Origin of the sequence: Ureibacillus aquaedulcis, from assembly GCF_030418165.1 — a bacterium.
GTDB lineage: Bacteria > Bacillota > Bacilli > Bacillales_A > Planococcaceae > Ureibacillus > Ureibacillus aquaedulcis.
Map to the genome: position 1 here is coordinate 58,033 of NZ_JAUHTQ010000012.1, position 21,351 is coordinate 79,383.

23 protein-coding genes are annotated in these 21,351 nt (G+C 39.8%); 5 read left to right on the forward strand and 18 right to left on the reverse strand.

Annotation, left to right across the window (positions count from 1 at the left end; translation table 11 throughout):
• Positions 1 to 274 precede the first annotated feature (274 nt).
• From QYB95_RS14560 to QYB95_RS14625, 14 genes are all read right to left on the reverse strand, one after another.
• Positions 275 to 1,588 carry a GHKL domain-containing protein gene (locus QYB95_RS14560; RefSeq protein WP_301139080.1) on the reverse strand — a complete coding sequence of 438 codons (1,314 nt, stop codon included), beginning with the start codon at positions 1,586 to 1,588 and terminating at the stop codon, positions 275 to 277.
• Positions 1,589 to 1,741: 153 nt separating this feature from the next.
• Positions 1,742 to 1,912, reverse strand: coding sequence for a hypothetical protein (locus tag QYB95_RS14565; RefSeq protein ID WP_301139081.1), 171 nt, complete (start codon positions 1,910 to 1,912; stop codon positions 1,742 to 1,744).
• A gap of 201 nt (positions 1,913 to 2,113) precedes the next feature.
• Entirely contained in the window at positions 2,114 to 2,977 is an 864-nt protein-coding gene (locus QYB95_RS14570) for a ParA family protein (protein ID WP_301139082.1), read from the reverse strand.
• A 1,192-nt stretch (positions 2,978 to 4,169) separates the two neighbouring features.
• Positions 4,170 to 4,697, reverse strand: a complete 528-nt coding sequence (locus QYB95_RS14575; RefSeq protein WP_301139083.1) for a chromate transporter — start codon at positions 4,695 to 4,697, stop codon at positions 4,170 to 4,172.
• A gap of 3 nt (positions 4,698 to 4,700) precedes the next feature.
• Positions 4,701 to 5,252, reverse strand: a complete 552-nt coding sequence (locus tag QYB95_RS14580) for a chromate transporter (protein WP_301139127.1) — start codon at positions 5,250 to 5,252, stop codon at positions 4,701 to 4,703.
• Positions 5,253 to 5,265: 13 nt separating this feature from the next.
• Entirely contained in the window at positions 5,266 to 5,463 is a 198-nt protein-coding gene (locus QYB95_RS14585) for a hypothetical protein (RefSeq protein ID WP_301139084.1), read from the reverse strand.
• A 154-nt stretch (positions 5,464 to 5,617) separates the two neighbouring features.
• Positions 5,618 to 6,184 carry an NUDIX hydrolase gene (locus QYB95_RS14590; RefSeq protein ID WP_301139085.1) on the reverse strand — a complete coding sequence of 189 codons (567 nt, stop codon included), beginning with the start codon at positions 6,182 to 6,184 and terminating at the stop codon, positions 5,618 to 5,620.
• A 27-nt stretch (positions 6,185 to 6,211) separates the two neighbouring features.
• Entirely contained in the window at positions 6,212 to 6,838 is a 627-nt protein-coding gene (locus tag QYB95_RS14595) for a hypothetical protein (protein ID WP_301139086.1), read from the reverse strand.
• Between the two features lie 56 nt (positions 6,839 to 6,894).
• Positions 6,895 to 7,359, reverse strand: coding sequence for a GNAT family N-acetyltransferase (locus QYB95_RS14600; RefSeq protein WP_301139087.1), 465 nt, complete (start codon positions 7,357 to 7,359; stop codon positions 6,895 to 6,897).
• Between the two features lie 308 nt (positions 7,360 to 7,667).
• Complete coding sequence (locus QYB95_RS14605) at positions 7,668 to 7,805, reverse strand: hypothetical protein (RefSeq protein WP_301139088.1); 138 nt, start codon at positions 7,803 to 7,805, stop codon at positions 7,668 to 7,670.
• The gene (locus QYB95_RS14610) at positions 7,805 to 8,272 is read right to left on the reverse strand and encodes a GNAT family N-acetyltransferase (protein WP_301139089.1); all 468 of its coding nucleotides are present in this window, start codon (positions 8,270 to 8,272) and stop codon (positions 7,805 to 7,807) included. The genes QYB95_RS14605 and QYB95_RS14610 overlap by 1 nt, the downstream gene beginning before the upstream one ends.
• A 248-nt stretch (positions 8,273 to 8,520) precedes the next feature.
• Positions 8,521 to 10,731, reverse strand: coding sequence for an MMPL family transporter (locus tag QYB95_RS14615; protein WP_301139090.1), 2,211 nt, complete (start codon positions 10,729 to 10,731; stop codon positions 8,521 to 8,523).
• A 274-nt stretch (positions 10,732 to 11,005) separates the two neighbouring features.
• Positions 11,006 to 11,593 (reverse strand): nitroreductase family protein, encoded by a 588-nt coding sequence (locus QYB95_RS14620; RefSeq protein WP_301139091.1) that lies wholly within the window; start codon positions 11,591 to 11,593, stop codon positions 11,006 to 11,008.
• Between the two features lie 155 nt (positions 11,594 to 11,748).
• On the reverse strand, positions 11,749 to 12,285 hold the full coding sequence (locus QYB95_RS14625) for an amidase domain-containing protein (RefSeq protein ID WP_301139128.1): 537 nt from the start codon (positions 12,283 to 12,285) through the stop codon (positions 11,749 to 11,751).
• A gap of 375 nt (positions 12,286 to 12,660) precedes the next feature.
• On the opposite strand from QYB95_RS14625, the gene QYB95_RS14630 reads away from it, so the two are divergent.
• Positions 12,661 to 13,689, forward strand: coding sequence for a DUF2804 domain-containing protein (locus QYB95_RS14630; protein WP_301139129.1), 1,029 nt, complete (start codon positions 12,661 to 12,663; stop codon positions 13,687 to 13,689).
• A 144-nt stretch (positions 13,690 to 13,833) separates the two neighbouring features.
• On the opposite strand, the gene QYB95_RS14635 is transcribed toward QYB95_RS14630, so the two are convergent.
• Positions 13,834 to 14,574, reverse strand: coding sequence for a glycerophosphodiester phosphodiesterase (locus QYB95_RS14635; protein ID WP_301139092.1), 741 nt, complete (start codon positions 14,572 to 14,574; stop codon positions 13,834 to 13,836).
• Between the two features lie 109 nt (positions 14,575 to 14,683).
• A complete protein-coding gene (locus QYB95_RS14640) occupies positions 14,684 to 15,256 on the reverse strand; it encodes a TetR/AcrR family transcriptional regulator (protein ID WP_301139093.1) in 573 nt (190 codons plus the stop codon).
• A gap of 103 nt (positions 15,257 to 15,359) precedes the next feature.
• On the opposite strand from QYB95_RS14640, the gene QYB95_RS14645 reads away from it, so the two are divergent.
• From QYB95_RS14645 to helD, 4 genes are all read left to right on the forward strand, one after another.
• Entirely contained in the window at positions 15,360 to 15,890 is a 531-nt protein-coding gene (locus QYB95_RS14645; RefSeq protein WP_301139094.1) for a hypothetical protein, read from the forward strand.
• A 160-nt stretch (positions 15,891 to 16,050) separates the two neighbouring features.
• Positions 16,051 to 16,629, forward strand: a complete 579-nt coding sequence (locus QYB95_RS14650) for a copper resistance CopC family protein (RefSeq protein WP_301139095.1) — start codon at positions 16,051 to 16,053, stop codon at positions 16,627 to 16,629.
• A gap of 3 nt (positions 16,630 to 16,632) precedes the next feature.
• Positions 16,633 to 17,718 (forward strand): copper resistance D family protein, encoded by a 1,086-nt coding sequence (locus QYB95_RS14655; RefSeq protein WP_301139096.1) that lies wholly within the window; start codon positions 16,633 to 16,635, stop codon positions 17,716 to 17,718.
• A gap of 320 nt (positions 17,719 to 18,038) precedes the next feature.
• Complete coding sequence (gene helD, locus QYB95_RS14660) at positions 18,039 to 20,315, forward strand: RNA polymerase recycling motor HelD (protein ID WP_301139097.1); 2,277 nt, start codon at positions 18,039 to 18,041, stop codon at positions 20,313 to 20,315.
• 331 nt (positions 20,316 to 20,646) lie between these two features.
• On the opposite strand, the gene QYB95_RS14665 is transcribed toward helD, so the two are convergent.
• Positions 20,647 to 20,943, reverse strand: coding sequence for a rhodanese-like domain-containing protein (locus tag QYB95_RS14665; RefSeq protein WP_301139099.1), 297 nt, complete (start codon positions 20,941 to 20,943; stop codon positions 20,647 to 20,649).
• Position 20,944: 1 nt separating this feature from the next.
• Positions 20,945 to 21,304 (reverse strand): rhodanese-like domain-containing protein, encoded by a 360-nt coding sequence (locus tag QYB95_RS14670; protein ID WP_301139100.1) that lies wholly within the window; start codon positions 21,302 to 21,304, stop codon positions 20,945 to 20,947.
• Positions 21,305 to 21,351: the final 47 nt, after the last annotated feature.

Here is a 21,351-nt window from a genome sequence, read left to right on the forward strand (position 1 = left end):
GAAATATATCTTTTTCCGAGATGGGATTCTACTTTTTGAAGGCTTAATCTCACAAAAGGCTTATTAAAAAAAGGGTAGGTTTACAGGTAGGAAATTTTCAGAATGATGTAAAGATTTTATCAAGAAAGTTGATACTTTTAACTTGATTGGAGAAGAGATTACAGGCTCGAGCCATGCCATTGATTGGGTGTCCACACAACTTCAATCAATACAAGCACAAAAAAACCAAATTTCTCGGTTAGAAATTTGGTTTTTTTGCTTAAGTTTCACAAAACTATCTAATTGGAATGACAACGGTTGCTGTCGTAATATTTTCATCTGTAGAATGAAGCGAGATTTTACCGTTATATTTTCTTACCACTTCTTTTACAATGAACAACCCTTGTCCCCGTACTTTTCCGTCTTCGGCTGGCTTTGTTGAAAAGCCTTGTTTAAAAATCTCCTTATTGCATCCAATTTTTGGACCTGTATTCGTAATTTCAAAAATATAATGCGTCTCCTCTTCATTCACATCACATAGAATCGAGATTCTGCGCATTTGTTCGGGTAGCTCTTTCGTTGCATCAATTGCATTATCGATTAAATTTGAAAGAATTTTGATCATATCGGTCGTTTTAATGGACTGGTAAGAATTCTGGGCAATCTTCGTTTCCAATGCAATTTGATGATTTTGAGCAGCAATTTTTTTCGATTTGAGCAGGATACCCAGGCCAGGGTGCTCAATTGTAGAATTAATCGATTCGATCAATTGCACTTCGTTAGATAGCGAGTTTACATATTGCAATGCCTTCTCTGTCTCACCGATTGTAAGCAGCCCATGAATCACCTGGATATGGTTTGAGTAATCATGGCGCAAGGATGAAACCGAGCTAAGTAAAGTTTGGATTTCCCCTTGATATGTATCTTCCGTATTTTCTACTTCTTTCGCGACTTCCCTTTGATACCAACTCTGAATTAAATAAGAGGAAATAATGACAATCAATAGAAATACTGAATTGATTAAGAATATAACTATATTGTTTTCTTGGACACTGTCGTTAATCGCATTAATTTTATCCGTACTGATGTCTATCCCCAGAAAACCTATTATCTCATCATTCTCATCCATAATTGGTGCGCCGACAGATAAATACTTTCCATGCCCAGGATCATGAATAATATTCGACGTATAAGGTGTCCCTTTATAAAACGCTTGGCTTACTTGCTCTTTTGGTAAAGTGCAAATCCAGCCAATTCCTGGACCTTGCTGATCCTTAGGTACTCCATCAATCATCACATACGATACATTCGGATTATTAATTTCCAATATATATACATATAGAGCACCTATATTCTCTCTAATACTGTTTAATTCATTATTAAGCTTCCAGTAATAGTCATTTTTTTCGCGATTCTCCAAAAACTTTTTATATGTATCAATATCAATTCTTGCGGAAACCTCTTTTGCTGTATCCAGGGCTTGATTGGCAATCGCCTCTTCCACCGTTGCTTCTATGTTCCGGTCCGTTACAAAAAAACTGAAAGCATTGAAGACTACTAATAATACAGCAGAGATTACTAGAATTAGTTTTATTTTATTGTTTTTCATTACTAAGTACTTCCTTAATTTATTTCACTCAGTATTATAGTACTATAGCAATAACCTTTTTAAAACAAATAAATAGTGGGACTAAAGAGTTATCTCTATTTAGTCCCACATTTCTCAAGTATTAGAATAGCCTTCACAAACTCCCAAACGTCACTAATTCCAAGCAGTTCGTTCACTCACTGGTCGGCTGTTCCGTTTCTCGTTTTGTTTACCAAACGCTTTTTTCGATTCATAGGTTTCCAAATTTGCATCTTTATGAATCTCAGAAGCAAACTCCTCATTGTTGTTGGTTTGTTTGTTCTGATTAACATGGAGTTTATTCATTCTACAAACATTCCCTTCCCTATTGGAGTCACAATTCGTGTTGTTCGCTTCCACATTCGGCATGAGCGCTATCCTTCAGACTTGAATAGTGAACAAATAAATCATGCACTTGAAAAGCATTTTCTATTTGCTACTCGAATAGTTTGTCCAACAATGGGTATTTTATTGTAGGAGGAATATAAAAAAATGAGTTCACTCTCATTAATCAGTGGTATATCCTTCATATCTGTCTATAATTTCTTTTGCTAGATTATAGAACGCATTATATTGACCATCTTCATTCCACTTTTCCTTAAAGGCAGTATATTGTTTATCATAATCCGCTGCCATCGCCACCTGGTTATTCTCTCTAAAAATTGTCCTAAACACGTACGGAGTCAGTCCTTTTTTAAGCTTCCCCAAAGTAGTTTTATGTACTTTTGAATCTTCTTTGAACTTGGTTACAACAATTCCCAACGCTTCAATCTTAATCTCCATATTCTTTGAAAATTCATGGATGCGATCTACCACATAAGGAATGCCATAAGTAGAAAGGACATCAGGGATTGTGGGAATGATATACCCATTAGCGATGCGGAGCCCGTTCAATGTGATAATTCCCATATTCGGAGGACAGTCAATTAGAATGTAATCATAATTATATTTGATTGGGCGTATCGCCTTTTTCAAGATTTCGATTGGGTTGTCCGAGTAAAACGGGCCTGTCGGCATTTTGGCCAAGACATCTTGAATATTGATCAAATCCAGGCTGGAAGGAAGCAAATCCAAGTCTTTTACAGATGAAATATTGGATACATTTTTTTGAAGCGTTTTTTCAAGCAAGAACTTTGTATCATCAGGGTCCAAAGCTTCTTCAAATAAAGTAGCCAAGGTATAGCCATTTTCATTTAACTCTTTCCATCGCCGATCACCGATCAACATCACGGTGGCATGAGTTTGTGGATCTAAATCAATCAGCAGCACTTTCTTTTTAAATTCCGAAGTTAACACTTCCGCAAGACCTACCGTTGTCGTTGTCTTTCCTACGCCGCCCTTTAAATGAATCATCGGTATAACAATCGCCATTTAATCGCCCCTTTCCTTGTCATATAAGCTATTTCATTATTTCTATATACTAATGTCCAGAATCCACCAATCAACGGATCCGTTCCAATTTCCATAGGATAAATGCCTTAAAACAAGGTATGTCCACTCCCTTCAATTCATTAATCATTTGAAGATTTATACATTTTCCCCCTCCAAATCGCAAAATAAGACATTTCTCGGGAAATAAGTTGCTGGGTTGTTTGGAAGTTGTTGAAAGATGGAAATAGGAGAGGTTTTATTAGGTTACTTGCGGGTTTGTTCTATTTACGTGCGAGTTCACTCACTTTATTTGCGGGTTTCTCTACTTTACGTGCCGGTTCGCCCAGCTTACTTGCGAGTTTCCATTTTACGTGCGACTTTTTCTACTTTACGTGCGAGTTCGCCCACTTTACGTGCTAGTTTCTCTACTTTACGTGCGGGTTCGCCCAGCTTACTTGCGAGTTTCCATTTTACGTGCGAGTTCGCCCAGCTTACTTGCGAGTTTCCATTTTACGTGCGAGTTCGCCCTCTTTACTTGCGAGTTTCTCTACTTTACGTGCGGGTTCTCCCAGCTTACTTGCGAGTTTCCATTTTACGTGCGGGTTCGCCCAGCTTACTTGCGAGTTTCCACTTTACGTGCGAGTTCGCCCACTTTACTTGCGACTTTCTCTACTTTACGTGCGGGTTCGCCCAGCTTACTTGGGAGTTTCCACTCTACGTGCGACTTTCCCCTCTTTATTTGCGACTTTCTCTACTTTACGTGCGGGTTCGCCCAGCTTACTTGCGAGTTTCCACTTTACGTGCGGGTTCGCCCAGCTTACTTGCGAGTTTCCACTCTACGTGCGACTTTCCCCTCTTTATTTGCGACTTTCTCTACTTTACGTGCAGGTTCGCCCAGCTTACTTGCGAGTTTCCACTTTACATGCGAGTTCACTCACTTTACGTGCGAGTTTCGCTACTTTACGTGCGGGTTCGCCCAGCTTACTTGCGAGTTTCCACTTTACGTGCCACTTTACCCTCTTTACTTTCGACTTTCTCTACTTTACATGCGACTTTTCGCAGCTTACTTGCGAGTTTCACTCTCTTACGTGCGACTTCACTCCTCAATAACTCCCTTTATCAAACCTTCTCCACAACAAAAAGCCGTCAACCCATCCCCTCCCCGGAACAAGTTAACGACTCCCACAAACTATTATAAGAAAAATCCACCGACTATTAGCCCGGCCATGATTACAAAGGCTGGATGAATTTTCATTCTTTCCAGCGCCAAATATGCTGCTGCCATTAGAAGCACCGTCACCACTAAGCCGATTGCATCGTAGGACGTGTTGAAGAAGTCAAAGGTCATGTCTGCTAGCAAAATCGCAATTGCGGGCAGGACAAAGCTTGACAGCCGCTTCACTCGAGGCGAGTTTCGGTAGCGATATAAAATATTCAATAGGATAAGCATCAATATTAACGACGGCCCGACCGTTGCAAGCAAAGCCATTAGGGCGCCTGGGATACCTGCTACTTCATAACCAATAAAGCCCGCCATTTTCGTTGCGATCGGACCAGGCAGCGCATTTCCCAAAGCCAGCACTTCACTAAATTCGCTGGTTGTCATCCAGCCGTAATTATCAACAACCTCATGCTCAATCAACGGAATCGAAGAAGGCCCTCCGCCATATCCGAGAATGCCAGGATAAAAGAAGGCCAGAAAAACTTGAATGTAAACCATCCTTTATTCTCCCCCTCTTTTTTTAATTGGCAGCGTCAGGGCAAGAATCAATAATACCGCGATGACAATACCTGGATGAACGCCTAATAAAATCATTGCAACAAACGAGGCGGTAAGAATAATCGAGCCAATTTTCCAGCCCAGCGATTTCTTTGATTTCTTTAAAAAGTCCCATGTCAGTACCCCAAGCATTACTGCCACAACAGGAACAACGCCTTTCGTCATGCCTTTTACAAAATCATAATCCTTAAATTCGTTCAATGAAGCCAGCAGGATAATCATCAACACCACTGTCGGTATTACCGTCGCAATTAAAGCTGTCACCAAACCGAGCCAACCACTTACTCGATAGCCAATATACCCGGCCATCTTGGTTGCGATCGGGCCTGGCAGTGTATTCCCGATTGAGAGAACATCCGAGAACTCTTCATCATTCATCATTTTAAAGATGTCTACTACTTCTTTTTTCACTAATGGAATCGTGGAAGGGCCCCCTCCGAACCCTAAAATGCCCGAACGAAAGAAGGCTACGAAAATATCCCTTTGCTTAGCCAATAGGTCCTTCTCTTCAAACGGTACTGCTATTTTCTTCGTAACCAATTTCCAATCCCTCTCCCCCTGGGTTAGTATCACCATTTTTCACTTTCGACTTGGCATCACAAAAAAGCAAACAAACCTTTCTGTACTCCGCTCTATCAAAATTGAGTGTTTTATCCCAAAATATTTTTTTAAATAAAAAATAAACATCTTTCAACTTTGGCAGCATCACCAAGTCCTCTAAAATGTTTTAAAAAATTATATTAAAATTCTGTAGGTTCAGATATTTAATTTAAAGGTTACCTGACTACCATAAAAATGTAAAGAGGCGCCGGCTAACAGCACCTCTCCCTCACGTTCCCGTTTAAATGTGCATACTACTACTACTTCGATGTATTTACCGCGAGCTTTTCGTTAAGTTTGCAGTATACGACCTTCATTTCAGGTTCTGTGCTTGCCTCAACCGCATTCTCTAATTCAAACCAGCCAATATCACTATTTTCATCTGCTTTAATGTGTAATAATTCGCTTTCACTTGCCTCTAACAAGTACGTCACATTTAAGTGAACATGGGTTGCTACATGTTTCCCTTTCTTTTCATGAGCAGGAACGCCTAAAATCTCAATTGAATAAATTTCCTCCGAAACAGGTTTTACATTTTTCAGTCCCGTTTCTTCTGTAGCCTCTTTTAAAGCAACATGCAATAAGTCCGTATCCCCATCAGCATGACCACCTACCCAAGACCATGAATTATAAATATTATGATAAGCCATCAGCACCTTTGTATGCTCCTCATTTACAAGCCATGCAGAGGCTGTAAAGTGGGCAAACTCATTGTCCCGAGTAAATAAGTTATCGAAAGTGTCCATGTAGCGCAGAATTATCTCCTGATCCTTCTCTTCCTGTGCGTTATAGGGTTTGTATTGTTCAAGCTGCTGTTTAATATTCATTGATCGTACTCCTTAAATTCTTTATGTCTATGCCAAAAGCTGTCTATATATCTTGTGGATTCTTCTTGCTTGGGGTTTCGTCATATATGGTTCGCGTTCTTTCAAAACATGCAAAACCTCGCTCTTTGTTTCATTTGTCACAGCTATCAGGATGCTTTCCGCATGCTGGGGGATTTCTTTTGTTCGACATGTTTTCAAATGCTCGATGAGGAACGGGAAAATAACTTCGCAGTTATAATCATTCACTGTTGCTAGTTTTGCTAAAGTTAGGATTCCTTTATCAGTCGTAATGACAGTTCCAGTTTTAACCGCTAGTTGAATGGTATGCAGATGTTTCATCAATGCAATCGCACTTATTTCCGCAATTGTGGACAATACTTGCATCGCTCCCCAAACTAAACGGTTGTTAGGGCTTTTCAACAAATTAATAAAAATTTCCGCATAGTCACAAATTAATTCGGGTTTGACTCTACCGATTTCATAAGCAACCTTAATACAATCGGTTTTAATTTTTCTATTGTGGCTTGCCAAATTTTCGATGATCTCTTGGATTCCCGCTATATTATTGTTTTCCATAAGCTCCCGAGCAAGTTCAATATTAGGCCGTTCGTCTTTTCTATCCTGCCTGGATGCTAATTTCGTTAGAACCGTCATTTTCTAGCCCCCTGAAAATCTTCTCGCAATCGCAATATACTCTACTTATATCTCAATCAATTCTTTATTTTCCTATAGCCAACTAAAGTCATTCTATCATTTACGACCTGTTCAAAATCTGTACGTTCATATCCCAATTTTTCATAGAGGTAACAATTCCCCTGCTCCTCCAATATTGTTTGAAGCTCCCAAATGTTATGTTTCGTAAAGATTTCTTCAACTTGGCATATTGCCTGCTGTGCGATTCCCTTCCCTTGAAACTCAGGAAGAACAAAAATTGGGCTAATCCAGTAGCTATTATTTCTCGCGACTATCCGAATTCCACCCACGCACTTTTGGTCTACAACCATTTTAAAAAAAGAACTATATTGTATTTTTTCAAACAATCGATTGATCGGTTCATTCGCTGGATTCTTCTCGTAATCCAGATACTTTTCCAATAAGGGTTGGAAGGCCCTTGTTTGCACGTCATGCAGCAATAGGACATCTCCCGGAATCGCTTTCACCAACTTGATCTCCAATAATCTTACCCCCACAAAAAGCTCATCTAACTTAATTCGACAAACTTCTCTTCTTTCCTTCAATTCTATAAAAACATCGATTATAAAAAAAGCATTTCCTTTTCTTGAAAAGAATGCTGCACTCTACTGCTGTTTGCTTTTTTAATTTACTTACCAAGAATGAAAAATCTTAAACGAAGGAATAAAATTACTTAAAATAAGTCTATTAACATACATTTCCGCGTCAAAAAAACGACTACTTATTGATTCATTTGCCAAAATCAAACATTTCTCGGGAAATAAATCGACAATTTCCTTGCATAAAAAACTTAGAGTACCTCACTTAGTCCATTCAAGTTGCTTGCTGTTTGCGGGAATTGATGACGATGTAAGCTAAATAAAAAAAGAATGGTACTTAACCATTCCGCACTTTCTCTTTCATCCATTGGACCTTGATATAGCTCCATTAACTTACCTGTTTTTTCATTGAGACTACAGGTATGACATCGCCACTAATGAGCTGGGCAACCTCTTCTTTAAAAATCTCATAACCTAGATTTTTATATAACAAAACATTTCTTTCCACGTTTTTACGGACTTTACAGTGAACCTCTTGTATTCTATTTTGTTTTGCATATACTTCAAGAGCCTTTAATAGTTGTTTGGCATGGCCCTTCCCCTGGCACTCCGGCAGAACGGATAATCGATAAAAATATAGATAATCCTCTTTCACCTGAAAGCGCACCATGGCAATTGGCTTCCCATTCTTTTCATAGCCGACAAAGGCTTGCTCACCACTATCAAGATCTTCCTGAACTGATTCGCTCGTTTCTTTTAGCGCACTGGAGGGCATTCCGGCTTGATCATACTCTATAAATGCTAGTTGCATGATGTTGTGAATAACTAGTGCATTTTTCGAAAGCTCGATTTGCATATTAATCACCTTTTTATCATAAATATACTTACTTTTTTATTACAATACAAAAGATTTTTACAGAGTATGGGCGTTTTAGGTAGTGGTTTTTGGGGGCGATCCTATAAACTGTTTCATGTTCATTACTTTATTATCGCACTCATCTTTATCTAATAGGTATTGTAGCCAACTTTGCTACCTTTCCAGCCTTTTGTATTTCCTTATCAATAAAAAATGCTTACCCAGTCATTGGATAAGCATCTCCGCTCTTAATCTTGTTTTTTAAAGAGTTTCCCCGGCCAGAAAGAATAACGACCCAGTACCATCGTAATCGCCGGCACTAATAGTGGACGGACAATAAATGTATCAATTAACACACCAATTGCCGTAATTACTCCAAATTGAACCAGAACCTGGATAGGCAAGGTTGCGAGAATCGCAAATGTTCCAGCTAGAATTAACCCAGCCGATGTGATTACCGAACCGGTTTGGGCAATTCCATTTTTTATTGAATCTTTGATGCTTTGCGTTTTGCGGTTCTGCCAAACCTCTGAAATCATGAAGATATTATAGTCTTCCCCGAGTGCTATCAAGAAGACAAAGGAATATAACGGTATTGAACTAGCGATGGAGTCCGCTCCAAAAAATGCGGTTAAGACTAGCCATCCTAATCCCAATGCGGCAAAGAATGAAACTAGCACGGTCCCTACCAAATATATAGTTGCCGGGATTGAACGCAAGTACACTAGTAATAGAATCGCAATGATCGCCACCATTACTGGTTGAATAAGTGATTCGTCCCTCTCTTGAACCGTTTTTGTATCTACCTGGGCACTTGTTTCTCCACCGATCCAGTAGCTTTCATCTGCGTCTTCAATTCCCGCTTCTTCAAGTATTGCTTCCATCTCTTCTTTTAAGCCTGGAATTAACTCCATCGCTTCATTTGAATACGGGTTTTCATTCAGATCTGCCTCGTAAAGTTGGAGGTTGGTCTTGCTTTCCCCGACAGTCGGTTCACTCACCACATCGATATAAGGAATTTCCGCAATTTGTGCCGTCAAATCAATGTCTTCTCCTTTTGTGTCCACAATGATTTGAACGGGTGCTAACTCACCAGGAGAGAAGTTTTCTGCAATGATCGTAAACCCTTCACGTGAATCCATATCCTCCGGGAAAGAGGATAGTAGATCATAACTGTATTTAATTTGAGTGGAGGTAAAGGCTAACCCTCCTAGAACTACAGCCGTTACGATAATGACTAGCCAAGGTTTATTCGTAACAAACTCACCAATCTTTGACATTACAGGGTGCTTTGGTTTTGGCGCTTTATATGGTTTATTTTTTTGTTGTGCATATTTTTTCGCCATCTCTTCTGTACGAGGCAGGAATGGCCAAAATGCAGTACGGCCTAAAATCGCTAGAATTGCCGGTAACAGAGTCAAAGCAGCGACGCCCATAATGAGAATGGCAAAACTGAACGGTACTGCAAATCGTTGGAATGCACCAAAATCCGCCAACCCTAATGTCGCTAAACCGATGAATACGGTTAACGCACTCATCATAATTGCCCCGCCAGATTCTTTCATGGCTATAGAGAGTGCTTCAAATTTATTTTCTACTTCTACTAGTTTTTCACGGAAACGTGTGATTAAAAATAAACAGTAATCGGTTCCTGCACCAAACAACAGAACCAGCATGATGGAGACTGCCTGTGCATCTTTATCAATCCAGCCATTTTCAGCAAACCAACCTAGCAATGGACTGATCGCACCATATGCAATCCCTACAACGAGTATTGGCGTAATAGCTAAAAGTGGTGAACGATAGATTACAACCAGCAGCACTAAAATCAGGATCACCGTGGCAATCATCAGCTTCACGTCTGCTTGCATAAAGAGGTTTGTTGCATCTACGGAGATACCGGCTGGACCGGAAAAACGGGCGTGCAAACCATCTTCGTTCATATCTGTTTCGTATGGATTTTCTCCAAATTGTTCTTCAGTAATATCGTTAATTTTTGCCAAGTTTTCTTTCAGTGTATCTGTATTCGCTTTTTCATCAAAGAAAACAGGTGTCACGATGGACGTACCATTTTCAGAAATACTTCCTAAAAGAGCTTCCGTAGGGATGTCACCAAACGGTGGAAGTGTTGCTTGCTCCTTTAGTGGATTCACAGCCAACTCTCTATAAAGAGCTTGGATGGATTGGATGTCTTCCACCTCTAGACCAGCCTCTTTGTACCAAACAATCAATAAAGGAAGTCCGGAATCGGAGGAGAATTGTTCATCCATGATTGCACTTGCCTGTTCACTCATAACGTCCTGGGGCAAGTCACTTCCACCGTAGTTTTCAATACTGTTGATTTGAGGCAAAGTGATGGATAGCACGACGACGACGGTCAGCCATAGCATAAGTGTTACCCAACGGGAGCGTTTGTTTCCTACAATATTCCCCCACTTTTCCAACGGGTGTTTAGACATGCTTTCCTCCTCTTTTCAATTGTTTACTTTATTACAAAAAAACGCCAGGGCTTTGCTTCCCTAGCGTTTATTTTAGACGATTCAGTAAGATATTTCCTGTTTTATCATCAATAGAAAAATATAGTGATAATACAACGAAAAGAAAACTATTGCTTGAATAGTTCCTGCCCAAAAGTTGGACGCCCCACTTATTAATCCAGATACAAAAAACGTTATACTCTTAATTTTTAATTATATTAATATTATTAAAAGAGACTCTTTCTACAAGAATCCATCAATTATTTTCTTCGTTCTGCCCAAAAAACGTCACAATTTCGTCACTCTTTTTTCGTTCTGCTGCTCTTGGTATGTCGTCGAAGTATCCAATTTGCAGCATGGAAATAATTCTTTCACCTGATTTCACACCTAGTGCCTCACGGAATTGCGGGGCATCCAAGAAATCCGGTGTTTTCCAGCAAGAGCCGATTCCATAATCCCAAGCAAGTAATTGGATGTTCTGGATAAACATGCTTGCTGCAGCATAATCCTCCAAACGCTGCTTTTGTCGAACGTCTTCAGGAACAATCACGAAAGCATATGCACCAGGCAGCGTGAATTTTAGCATTTGTTTTTCCAATGTTTCTTCGGGAAGCTCTTTCCATTTTGGAATCGCCGTGTCGCGTAAAAGCTTATGCAATTCAAGAATTTCTTTCCCACATGCAACAACTAGTCGCCAAGGTTCTCTATTTTGATGATTTGGTGCCCAAACAGCATCATTCACGATTTGTAATAATACTTCGCGATCCACTGGTTGACCATTGAATTTTTTAATCGAGCGTCTCTCAATGATAGCTTCGCGAACAGATAATGATTGTTGGTTCATTTGTTTCTCTCCTTAAAGAAATTAACTAAATATAGAACTATAGTTATATGTTAACCTCATAATTAACCTTAACATATATTGGGGACATTTAAAATATACATCGTTTTTATCCCTTTTTATACAAAGGTTGATAAAATCATATCCCGAGATACATTTTAATTAAATACGTCGTCTATTTTATAGAAGTAATATCGAATGTTTGGGGTATAAGCCAATGAATTTGAATAGTCATAATGTCGATCGGCACTATCTGCTGTATGAGCATGAATGTAAGGGACACCATCTACCATACTCGTTACAATTGTCGTATGATCGACAACGCCGTTCCCTTGAAAATCGTAACAGATTACGTCCCCGATTTGCAGCTCGGATGGTGATCCTACCCGGGTCGCCGTAAGCCCGTTCTTTGCATTTTCCAAGTACCACCGGAAGCTATGTGCAACAGACCAGCTGTAGCTCCAAGATTCTCTCGAGTAATGGCCACCTTCTCCACGTGAACTTTTCCATGCGTCCGTAATCCACCATCCTCTTCCCCGGTTTGGTGCACCGGACATAGGTGCCCCACCAGCACGAAGGCATTGTGAAACAAAATTTGTACAATCCACTAAAAATGCCGGGTAATCCGGGTTTTTCTTATCCCACCAAGCTCTTGCATACTGAACAGCCGCATTTCGATTGTAATAAGTTGGAATATGCGAAACCTCCTTTTTTTATTCTATGCGCAATTTTATCCATCTTTCATACTTCGCGAAACAGCCAGGGAAATTGTGACAATTATTTATTAATTCTCTGTGCCTAAAGAAATAGCATCCATAATTTGTTACAATAAAACTAATTCACTTTTATTTAAGGGTGAAATTTCATAGTAAAAAGAGTACAAAACCTTGAAGCTTGATATATTTTGTAGTTAAAAATCATATTTTACTTCCAATATTAGAAATCCTGGCTAATCGAAAAGTTCTATACGGTTAGCCTTCGTTCCACTTATGCAAAATAAGAAAGTTTATGCTTTCTTGCTCTTCTAGCATTTGCATATACTAGATAACTTGAGTGAAGGGATGTTGGAGTTGATGCAGCACGCTGAAAGAGAATTAACTGAACTAACAAGGCTCTGTGATAATAAGGGAAACTTAAATCCAGCAGCTATCGGTTTTGCTCGCAAACCGATCATCGATTGCAATTTATCTGGGCACTATTTAAGGAAGAAAAAGTGGAATAATTGGTACATTTATGGTGAGGAGATTTTATTCTCCATAAAAATACTCCATTTTGATTATGCTGCGATTTGTTTTGTTAATTTCCTGGAATACGAAACACAGCGATTCTTTGAAAAAACAATGACGATTCCCCTTGGCCTGGGCAGCAAATTAAAAATGCCGACGAGAGTATTGGAGCCGATTCAATTTAAAAATAATGAGATTCATATCAACATTACGTATTTTCAAAACCAAACATTCCTGAAAGTTACGGCTGATGACTTTGATAGTGAGCCTCTTCTTGCTGAGTTGACGATTCATCACCCGCAAGCAGATGATACATTAAATGTGATTGTTCCTTGGAATCGCAAAACCTTCCAATTTACCGCAAAACATCATGCCTTGCCTACTTCGGGCTTTGTGAAACTCGGAAACCGACATTATCGCTTTAACGAGGAAGACTGTTATGGGGTACTGGATTTCAGTCGTGGGGTCTTGCCACGAGAAGCTAGATGGAATTGGGCCATGGCTTCCCAACGCGTCCGTGACCAACGAATTGGCATCAATTTCGGTGGACATTGGACGGATGGTACGGGCATGACCGAAAATGCCGTTTTTGTTAATGGACATATGAGCAAAATTCATGAAGATGTGCTGTTTAACTATGATCCTTCGAATTTTATGAAGCCTTGGTATATTACATCCAAATTCTCGGATACTGTCATGCTGACCTTCCATCCATTCTTTGAACGCTATTCACAAACGGATGCAAAGCTAGTAAAAATCAATAAACAACAATTGGTAGGTTATTTTAATGGGCAAGTCAAACTTGATGATGGCTCCACCCTCTTGATTCAGCAGATGCTTGGGTATGTGGATGAACAACAGGCGAAATGGTAAAAAGAAGGCGTTCGTTTATTGCGATTAAACGGTCGCCTTCTTTTTTTTGCGTTCATTTAGGTATTTCTCATAAAAGGTATTACTTTATGTGCGAGTTTCTACAGGCACTTGCGTGTACCCTCCTACTCCGTGCGTACCGGGGTTCTACCCTTCCATATGGACTTTATTTTGTCTCATATACCCCAACATTCTCTCAGGTTCATCCGTAAAGATGGCCTCCACACCGGAACCGATAATCAGTGCGGCATGTTCCACTTCATTTACTGTATAAACACGCACGACTGAACCTTTTTCAATGGCTTCTCGTATTGGGCGTCGAACGGACGAAGGCAAGGATACATGCAAAGCTTTGGCAGGAAGCTTTGCTTGATACGCGGCAACATCCAGGATTGTATTAACGAAAAGTGCAGCATTTTCAACATTCGGAGCAAGCTGTGCGATACGTGCAACCGCCTCGTGATCAAATGACGAAATCACCACTTGATCCATCATTTCCAGTGCTTCTACTTCTTGAAGCACTAATTCTTCTATCCCCGCATAAGCGAAGATATCGGATTTCAACTCTATATTTACACGAAGATCTGTACCACGGAAAATGTTTAGCACCTCTCCAAGAGCAGGAATTTTCGCACCGGCAAACTCCTCACTAAACCAACTGCCATAATCATATTCGCGTAACTCCTCAAGCGTCATATCTTTCACATAGCCCACGCCATTTGAAGTACGGTCAATGGATTCATCATGTATGACAACGACTCTCCCATCCTTTGTGAGGTGTACGTCAAATTCTACCCCATCGATTGGCAAATTTGCAGCAGCTTGGAAAGCAGGTAATGTATTTTCAGGGTACTTTGCAGAATATCCACGGTGAGCATAAATTTTCATATCTGGACCGTCCTTTAACTTAAGATTGTTAAGGTCTACTTCTTCAATACTTCGTCTAAGAATTATCGTATCAATCTATAGTTAACAATTCATAGTAGATATTTTAAATTTATGTAAATATCCTATCCAGTTCTCTTTCAATTAATAAACGAATCCGATTTTCATCCAATTTCACCAGCCCCATCAGGATATGAAGCGCTAGGCCATCGACTAATGCGTGTAAATGAATTGTTTCTTCCTCCATATTTATATCCTTCCTCAAAAGACCATTTTCATTTAATTGAGTCATCATCGATAGCATCCCTTGATGGACCGAATCCTCGCGAAGCTCCTTTTTTCGCAATTTGTAAGAGATGTATTCCAGCCACACCTGCATTTCGATTGTACGATTTCCAATCGGAATGAACTCCATTAGCATATTCAATACAAGCTGTTTCGGTGGCTGGGGCTGCTTTGTATGTTCCATGATGCGTTCAGTTACTTGTTCTTCAACTAACCCCATTGCAAACTCAAGTAATTCTTCCTGAGTATTGAAGTAGTGTCGAACTGCTCCAAGGGAAAGATTTGCCTCCTTTGCAATCGAACGTACAGAAGCCCCCTCCAGTCCATCTCTTGCGATGACATTCCATGTTGATTTTGCGATTAATGCTTTTCTTTCTTCATGATTCACTATTTTTGGCATGAAATTATTATAACATTTTTTAATACACTTGTATTATTTAAAAACCCATGTTATTATTTTAATACAATCGTATTAAATAAAATGTAAAAAGGAGATTCTTAAGTTGATTAAATGGATTATTGCTGCTGAAATACTGTTTTGGGTTGCAATCTTGGCTGGACTCTTCGCACGCTATGTACTGCACCGAAAACGCTTAAGCTATCTGTTGTTTTTGCTCACGCCGATTATCGATCTAGCTTTAATTGCATTAACAGTTGTTGATTTACAGTCTGGTGCTGTCGCTACAATAGCACACGGGGTTTCCGTTATTTATATTGGTGTTTCGATTGCCTATGGAAAAACAATGATTGCATGGGCAGACGATAAATTCCAGACCTACATCCTAAAAAAGGAATCAGCGAAAAAACCTCTTTATGGCACGGAAAAAGGATTACATGAATTAAAAATGTGGGGACGGCATGTATTAGCTTATGCAATTGGCAGTGTGATGTTTTGGCTTATCATCACCCTCATCAACTCGAATTCTACCGAAGCCTTATTTAATGTATGGAGAATCTGGTCGATTGCCTTACTAATTGATGGAGGAATTAGCCTCTCCTATTTACTCTTCCCTAAAAGAGCCCAATCCAGATAGACTTACAGAAAGGTGTATGCCAAGAATCAAACTTCTTTTGCATATACCTTTTATTCTTTTACTACTTCATATATTAAGTAGCGTACCAGCAGCCTTTCTAAAGGCTTTTAATCACTAATTGTGCTACAATTTATCCGAATTTAAAATTTTGGAGGTTTGTATGGTTAAAAAATTCTTGATCTTTTCGTTGATTTTCCTGTTTTCTTTTGGGAATGACACTTTTGCACATACACATATCGAAAGCTCTTCTCCTCAAAGCGGCGAAGTACTGACTGCGCCCTTAGAAGAAATTACATTGACCTTTGAAGGGAAAATTGAACAAAGCAGCTCCTTCACACTTCAGAACGCAGCTGGAGAAGCAGTTTCCGTTGACAATATTGCAATATCGGAAAATGTATTGTCCGGCTCACTCACAGAACCCATTGAAAACGGAGAGTATCTGATTAACTGGAATATCATTGGGGCTGATGGCCATCTTATCGAAGGAGAAGTTCCATTTACTGTGGATGTACCTGTAACTGAGGCGACCGAGAATGCTGAAGATGAAACTCTAGACGAGGAAGTCACAGGTGAAGAAAATAATGCAACGATAGAGGAATCAGCAACAACTAACAATGATGCCGCTGTTGAAGAGTCTACGGAAAATTCCTCATCGTCTTATTTAGTTCCAACTCTTATCGGTATTCTTATTCTGATTGTTGTAGGAAGCTTCTTCTTCATCGCAAAAAGGAAACAATAGTTTATGGCTTTGTTAGGTTTGTTAAGTCAGGCATTGGTTTATCTTTGTTTCGCTACCATCATGGGCAGTTTTATCCTGGCAATGATCCCCGAAGCCAAGCGCCCAACTATCGAAGTCCCAAAGAGTGCATTGCTGGCTGCTACAAGTGGGATTGCCCTGTTTTCTTTTTTTCCGGTATTTCAAATCCTGTTGTACTTAGTACCTAATTCGGGCTTTGGCGAAACTTTGCAATCTGTTTTATTGACATTTGAAGTCGGCAAAGCTTGGCTTTTCACATTCATTGTGTCGATTATCTTATTACTTTTTATAAGCTTTTTTGAGGTTCAAGCAAATAAATTATACGCATCTATTGGTGCAGCACTTACCTTCCTCTTAATACTCTCTTTAGGTTGGTCAAGTCATGCAAGTTCGTATAATCAATTGCTGGGATTTGTAAGTGATACTGTGCACTTTACTGCTGTAACCGTTTGGGTCGGTATACTAATTGTCATCAGTTGGTTTTCCAAAAATCATCAAAGCTGGGCGAACTTTTTAAGGTGGTTTACTCCTGTTGCCCTGGTTTGTTTTGCACTTACCATTGTTAGCGGACTGCTTTTGATGGACATTATTGTGGATGACTATACAAATTCTTGGCCTATTTCCTATGGGCAAACATTGTTATTGAAACATTTATTAATCATTCCGTTGATCGTTTTTGCTGCGATTAATAGCTTAATGATTAAAAAGAAGGTTCAAATAGATGAAAGCTTTAACCCGCTGCCATGGGTAAAGGCCGAAAGCATTCTAATGCTTCTTATTTTTTCAGTGACTGCTGCTCTTGGGCAACAATCACCGCCAAGAGAAACAGAGATTTCAAGCAATAATGTATCGCAACTGTTTCGCCTCGTTTACCAAGGGCAAATTCAGCCTAATATGCAAGTTCAGTTTGCTCCCAATGCAACGGCTATTATGCTTGCCGTTGTAACCCTTCTCTTCTTGGCATTAATGATTTTTTCTTTCATAAAGAAGATGCCGGCCATCATGACTTTTGTGATGGGGCTATTCCTTGTGATGAGCGGCTACCTGTCCTTGATGCTAAGTATTCAATAAAAATCTTGTTGAATTCAGAAGAGTAGTATACTAAGGGTTAGAGACAACAAGTTGGCTCTGCAGCTTGTGTACGAAGTAAGTGCGCTCATTAGTGGAATATATCTCAGAATCATTTTTAGTTTAAATGCCGCTCCCATTTACCGGATGGAAGCGGCTTTTCATTTTGGCGAGAATATAATGGCCATTTAATTCACATGGAGTTAACTTAAATGATTCGAAAAAACATTAGACAAAACTTCACTTCATAAGGAAAATTTAGTAAGATAAATATCTAGCTTTTTTATGTACGTTATCCCAAATGAATGGAGGATCGATCTAAAATGGCCGAGCATATTGAAAGAAGCACCACCCAGCAGCCGGAATTCCAAAAGGAAGTTGAGCGATTAGAATACACCAAACAGTATATGGGCGAACTGCTGGAGGCATCGCAGCGAGATTTAAGAGCTGTCCAGGACAAGATTAAAGAATCGATGGCGAACCTCGAATATATCGATTCCAGTGATAGTTATATCAATATCTTGACGAATTCCCGCTTTTTCGAATTAGCTTTGAATCAGAAGGAAAGTCTGGAAGCGGTTAAGAAAAAACCATATTTTGCCCGCATTCATTTCCAGCGAACAGGAGAGCTTGAGGAGCTTCTATATATAGGAAAAACCTCACTTTTCCATAATGAAACATTTGAGCCTATCATTGTGGACTGGCGTTCCCCGGTGGCAAATGTCTATTATGACGGTCGCCTTGGCGAGATATCCTACCCCGTACGTGACGAAGTGTTTACAGGGCATTTATTCTCAAAACGCCAATATAAGATTGAAGATGGCGAACTATTAAGCTTCCAGGATGTCGACTTAACAACAAATGACGACCTTTTGCAGGCACTTTCAGGGAAAGCCGATGTACGACTTACCGAAATCGTCGCCACCATTCAAAAAGAACAAAATGAAATTATCCGAGCCCACCTGAAGCAGCCGATTCTTGTACAAGGAGCTGCCGGAAGTGGAAAAACAACCATTGCCCTTCATCGAATCTCGTACTTCCTATACACCATGGGAGAACACTTTAACCCCGAGCAGCTAATGATTCTGGCACCCAATAAACTATTTATCGAATATATCGGGGACGTCCTGCCAGAGCTTGGTGTGGAACAAATTTGCCAAACAACCTATGCCGAATACGTCCAAAATGCTACAGGCATCAAGCTAAAATTACAAAATCCAAATGAACAGCTTGAAACAATTGTTGAAGAAGGGCTTGACGCTCTACCCTCTTTCAACATCCCGCAAATTAAAGGTTCTTTATTTTACCGTAACCTCTTGGACCGTTACATTAAGATACATGAACGCACGTTGGCAGATTTATTTAATGAGGATGTATTTATTGAAAAATACCGTATCATGCGTGGAAGCCACTTGAAGAAGTTATTCCTGGAAGAATTCGCTTATATGCCGATTGAAAAGCGGATTGAGCGCATCAAGAAGATTGTACAAACTGAGGTAAAACGGAAATCTAAAGCGGTTCTTTCGTCTCTCAATACCCGTTACGAAGATATGATCGGGAAAGCATTAAGCGGACTTCGTGATCCGGACAAAAGACGTGAAACGGTAACAAAATTCATCGACGAACGGGATGAACGTATCCCTAAAATCACAGCCGAAGCAAAATCAACTGCCACTGTTTATATGAAACGCTTTGAAAAAGCAAAAATTAAACAAATGTATCGAAAGTTTTTAACCGACCGGCAACTCCTGCAAGAACTTGCACCTGAATGGACATTTGAACAGCAAGAAAAGTTTCTGCAAGCTCATACAAAAGAAAAGTGGGCATTAGAAGATTTAGCTGCACTCTATTACCTGCATGCAAAAATCAAAGGCATTCAAGATCAGTGGAAGATGCGGGTCGTCTTTATAGATGAGGTCCAGGATTATAGTTTATTCCAGTTAGCCGCTCTACAAGATGGGCTTGAAACCGACATGTTCACGATGGTTGGGGACTTGGCACAGGGAATCCATAGTTACCGGTCATTGACGGAATGGGATTCGGTACTTGATTTATTCCCTCGGGCAAATTATTTCACCTTGCAGAAAAGCTACCGGACGACGATTGAAATTATGGAAATCGCAAATAAAATCCTCAAGAAAATGGATGAGGACCTGCCTTTAGTGGAACCAGTTGTCCGACATGGCAATGAACCCACTTTTGTGCAAGCCGAATTTTTCGATCCGGAAAAAATTAATGAGTTATACCAATCTATCGGGCAAAATGGCCACAAATCCATTGCACTAATTTGCAAAACAACAGCGGAAGCAACACATTATGCAAAGCTATTAAATAAAGCGGGTGTGCCTGCCGAAACGTTGAGTGATGAATCAGAGCTCGGCGGTGACAAGCTTCTTATTGTCCCAAGCCACTTGGCAAAAGGCCTTGAATTTGACGCAGTCATCATTGCAGCATTCGATATCCCCTACTTTGATACAGCGATTGACCGGAAGCTTTTATATGTTGCCCTTACTCGGGCCATGCACGAATTATATTTGGTTGGACCGGGGCTGGGATTCTTTTTGCTTGATGAAGTATCATTAGCAGGAAACAAAGCATAGGAAGATGAGAAAATTAGAGGAAAGATGGAAGCTGTTCCAAGTCTTTAGACCGGGAACAGCCTTTATTTCCTTGGCGGAATACGGACGAAGGATCGCTTTTTAGCAGGTCTTTTTGAAAGAATTTGTCGGAGAAGCCTAAATACTATACTCCTTCTTTTTAGATCAATTTCTTTTGGTTGCGGCAGGGCTGGAATTCTCATATACTCTCCACTCCTTTATTTTAAATATATTAATAATCGTTCTATATTATTCATCTTAGCGTTAGATTTAAGTATGGTGATATAAAAAAAGGCCAAACCCAATAAAAATTGAACCAGACCTTAAAAACCAATTATTCTACCTTACCTTCCCACTTAAGCATGCCGCCATTCATATTTGTTGCATCAAAACCTTGGCTTTGCAAATATTCAGTTGCTTTTCCACTTCTGCCCCCAGAACGGCAAACCATAATATAAGGTTTTGTTTTATCCAGTTCATGGGTACGGGATTCGAGTGACCCTAATGGAATATGTGTAATCCCTGGAATATGCCCTGCTTGCACCTCATCTACTTCACGTACATCGATTAAATTTAGGTTTTCGCCATTTTCTAGACGCTGTTGGACTTCTTGCGGCGTGATTTCTTTCATTTTATCTTCCCCCTTTAAAATTCCAGTTGCTTAAACCTCCACGGACATTGGTAATCTTCGTATGGCCGCGTCTTTTTAATTTTTTGCAAGCTTGATTGCTTCTTATACCAGTCTGGCAAATGACCACGATTTCTTTATCTTTCGGTAAATCGTTGAACTTCGATTTTAACGGGATGTTTTGAAATTGTTGAATATGCTGCGCATTATATTCCATCGGAGACCGAACATCTATAAATATCTTATCCGGATCATGCAGGACGTTTTTTAACTGCTCAGCATCAATTGTTTTAACGCCCTTTGCCGGCGTTAGTCTATATACGATAAACCCAACAAGGATAATAATCAAAATCCACTCTATCACGGGTGCCTTCACTCCTATTTTATGCCTATTCGACTTTATCTTAAAAC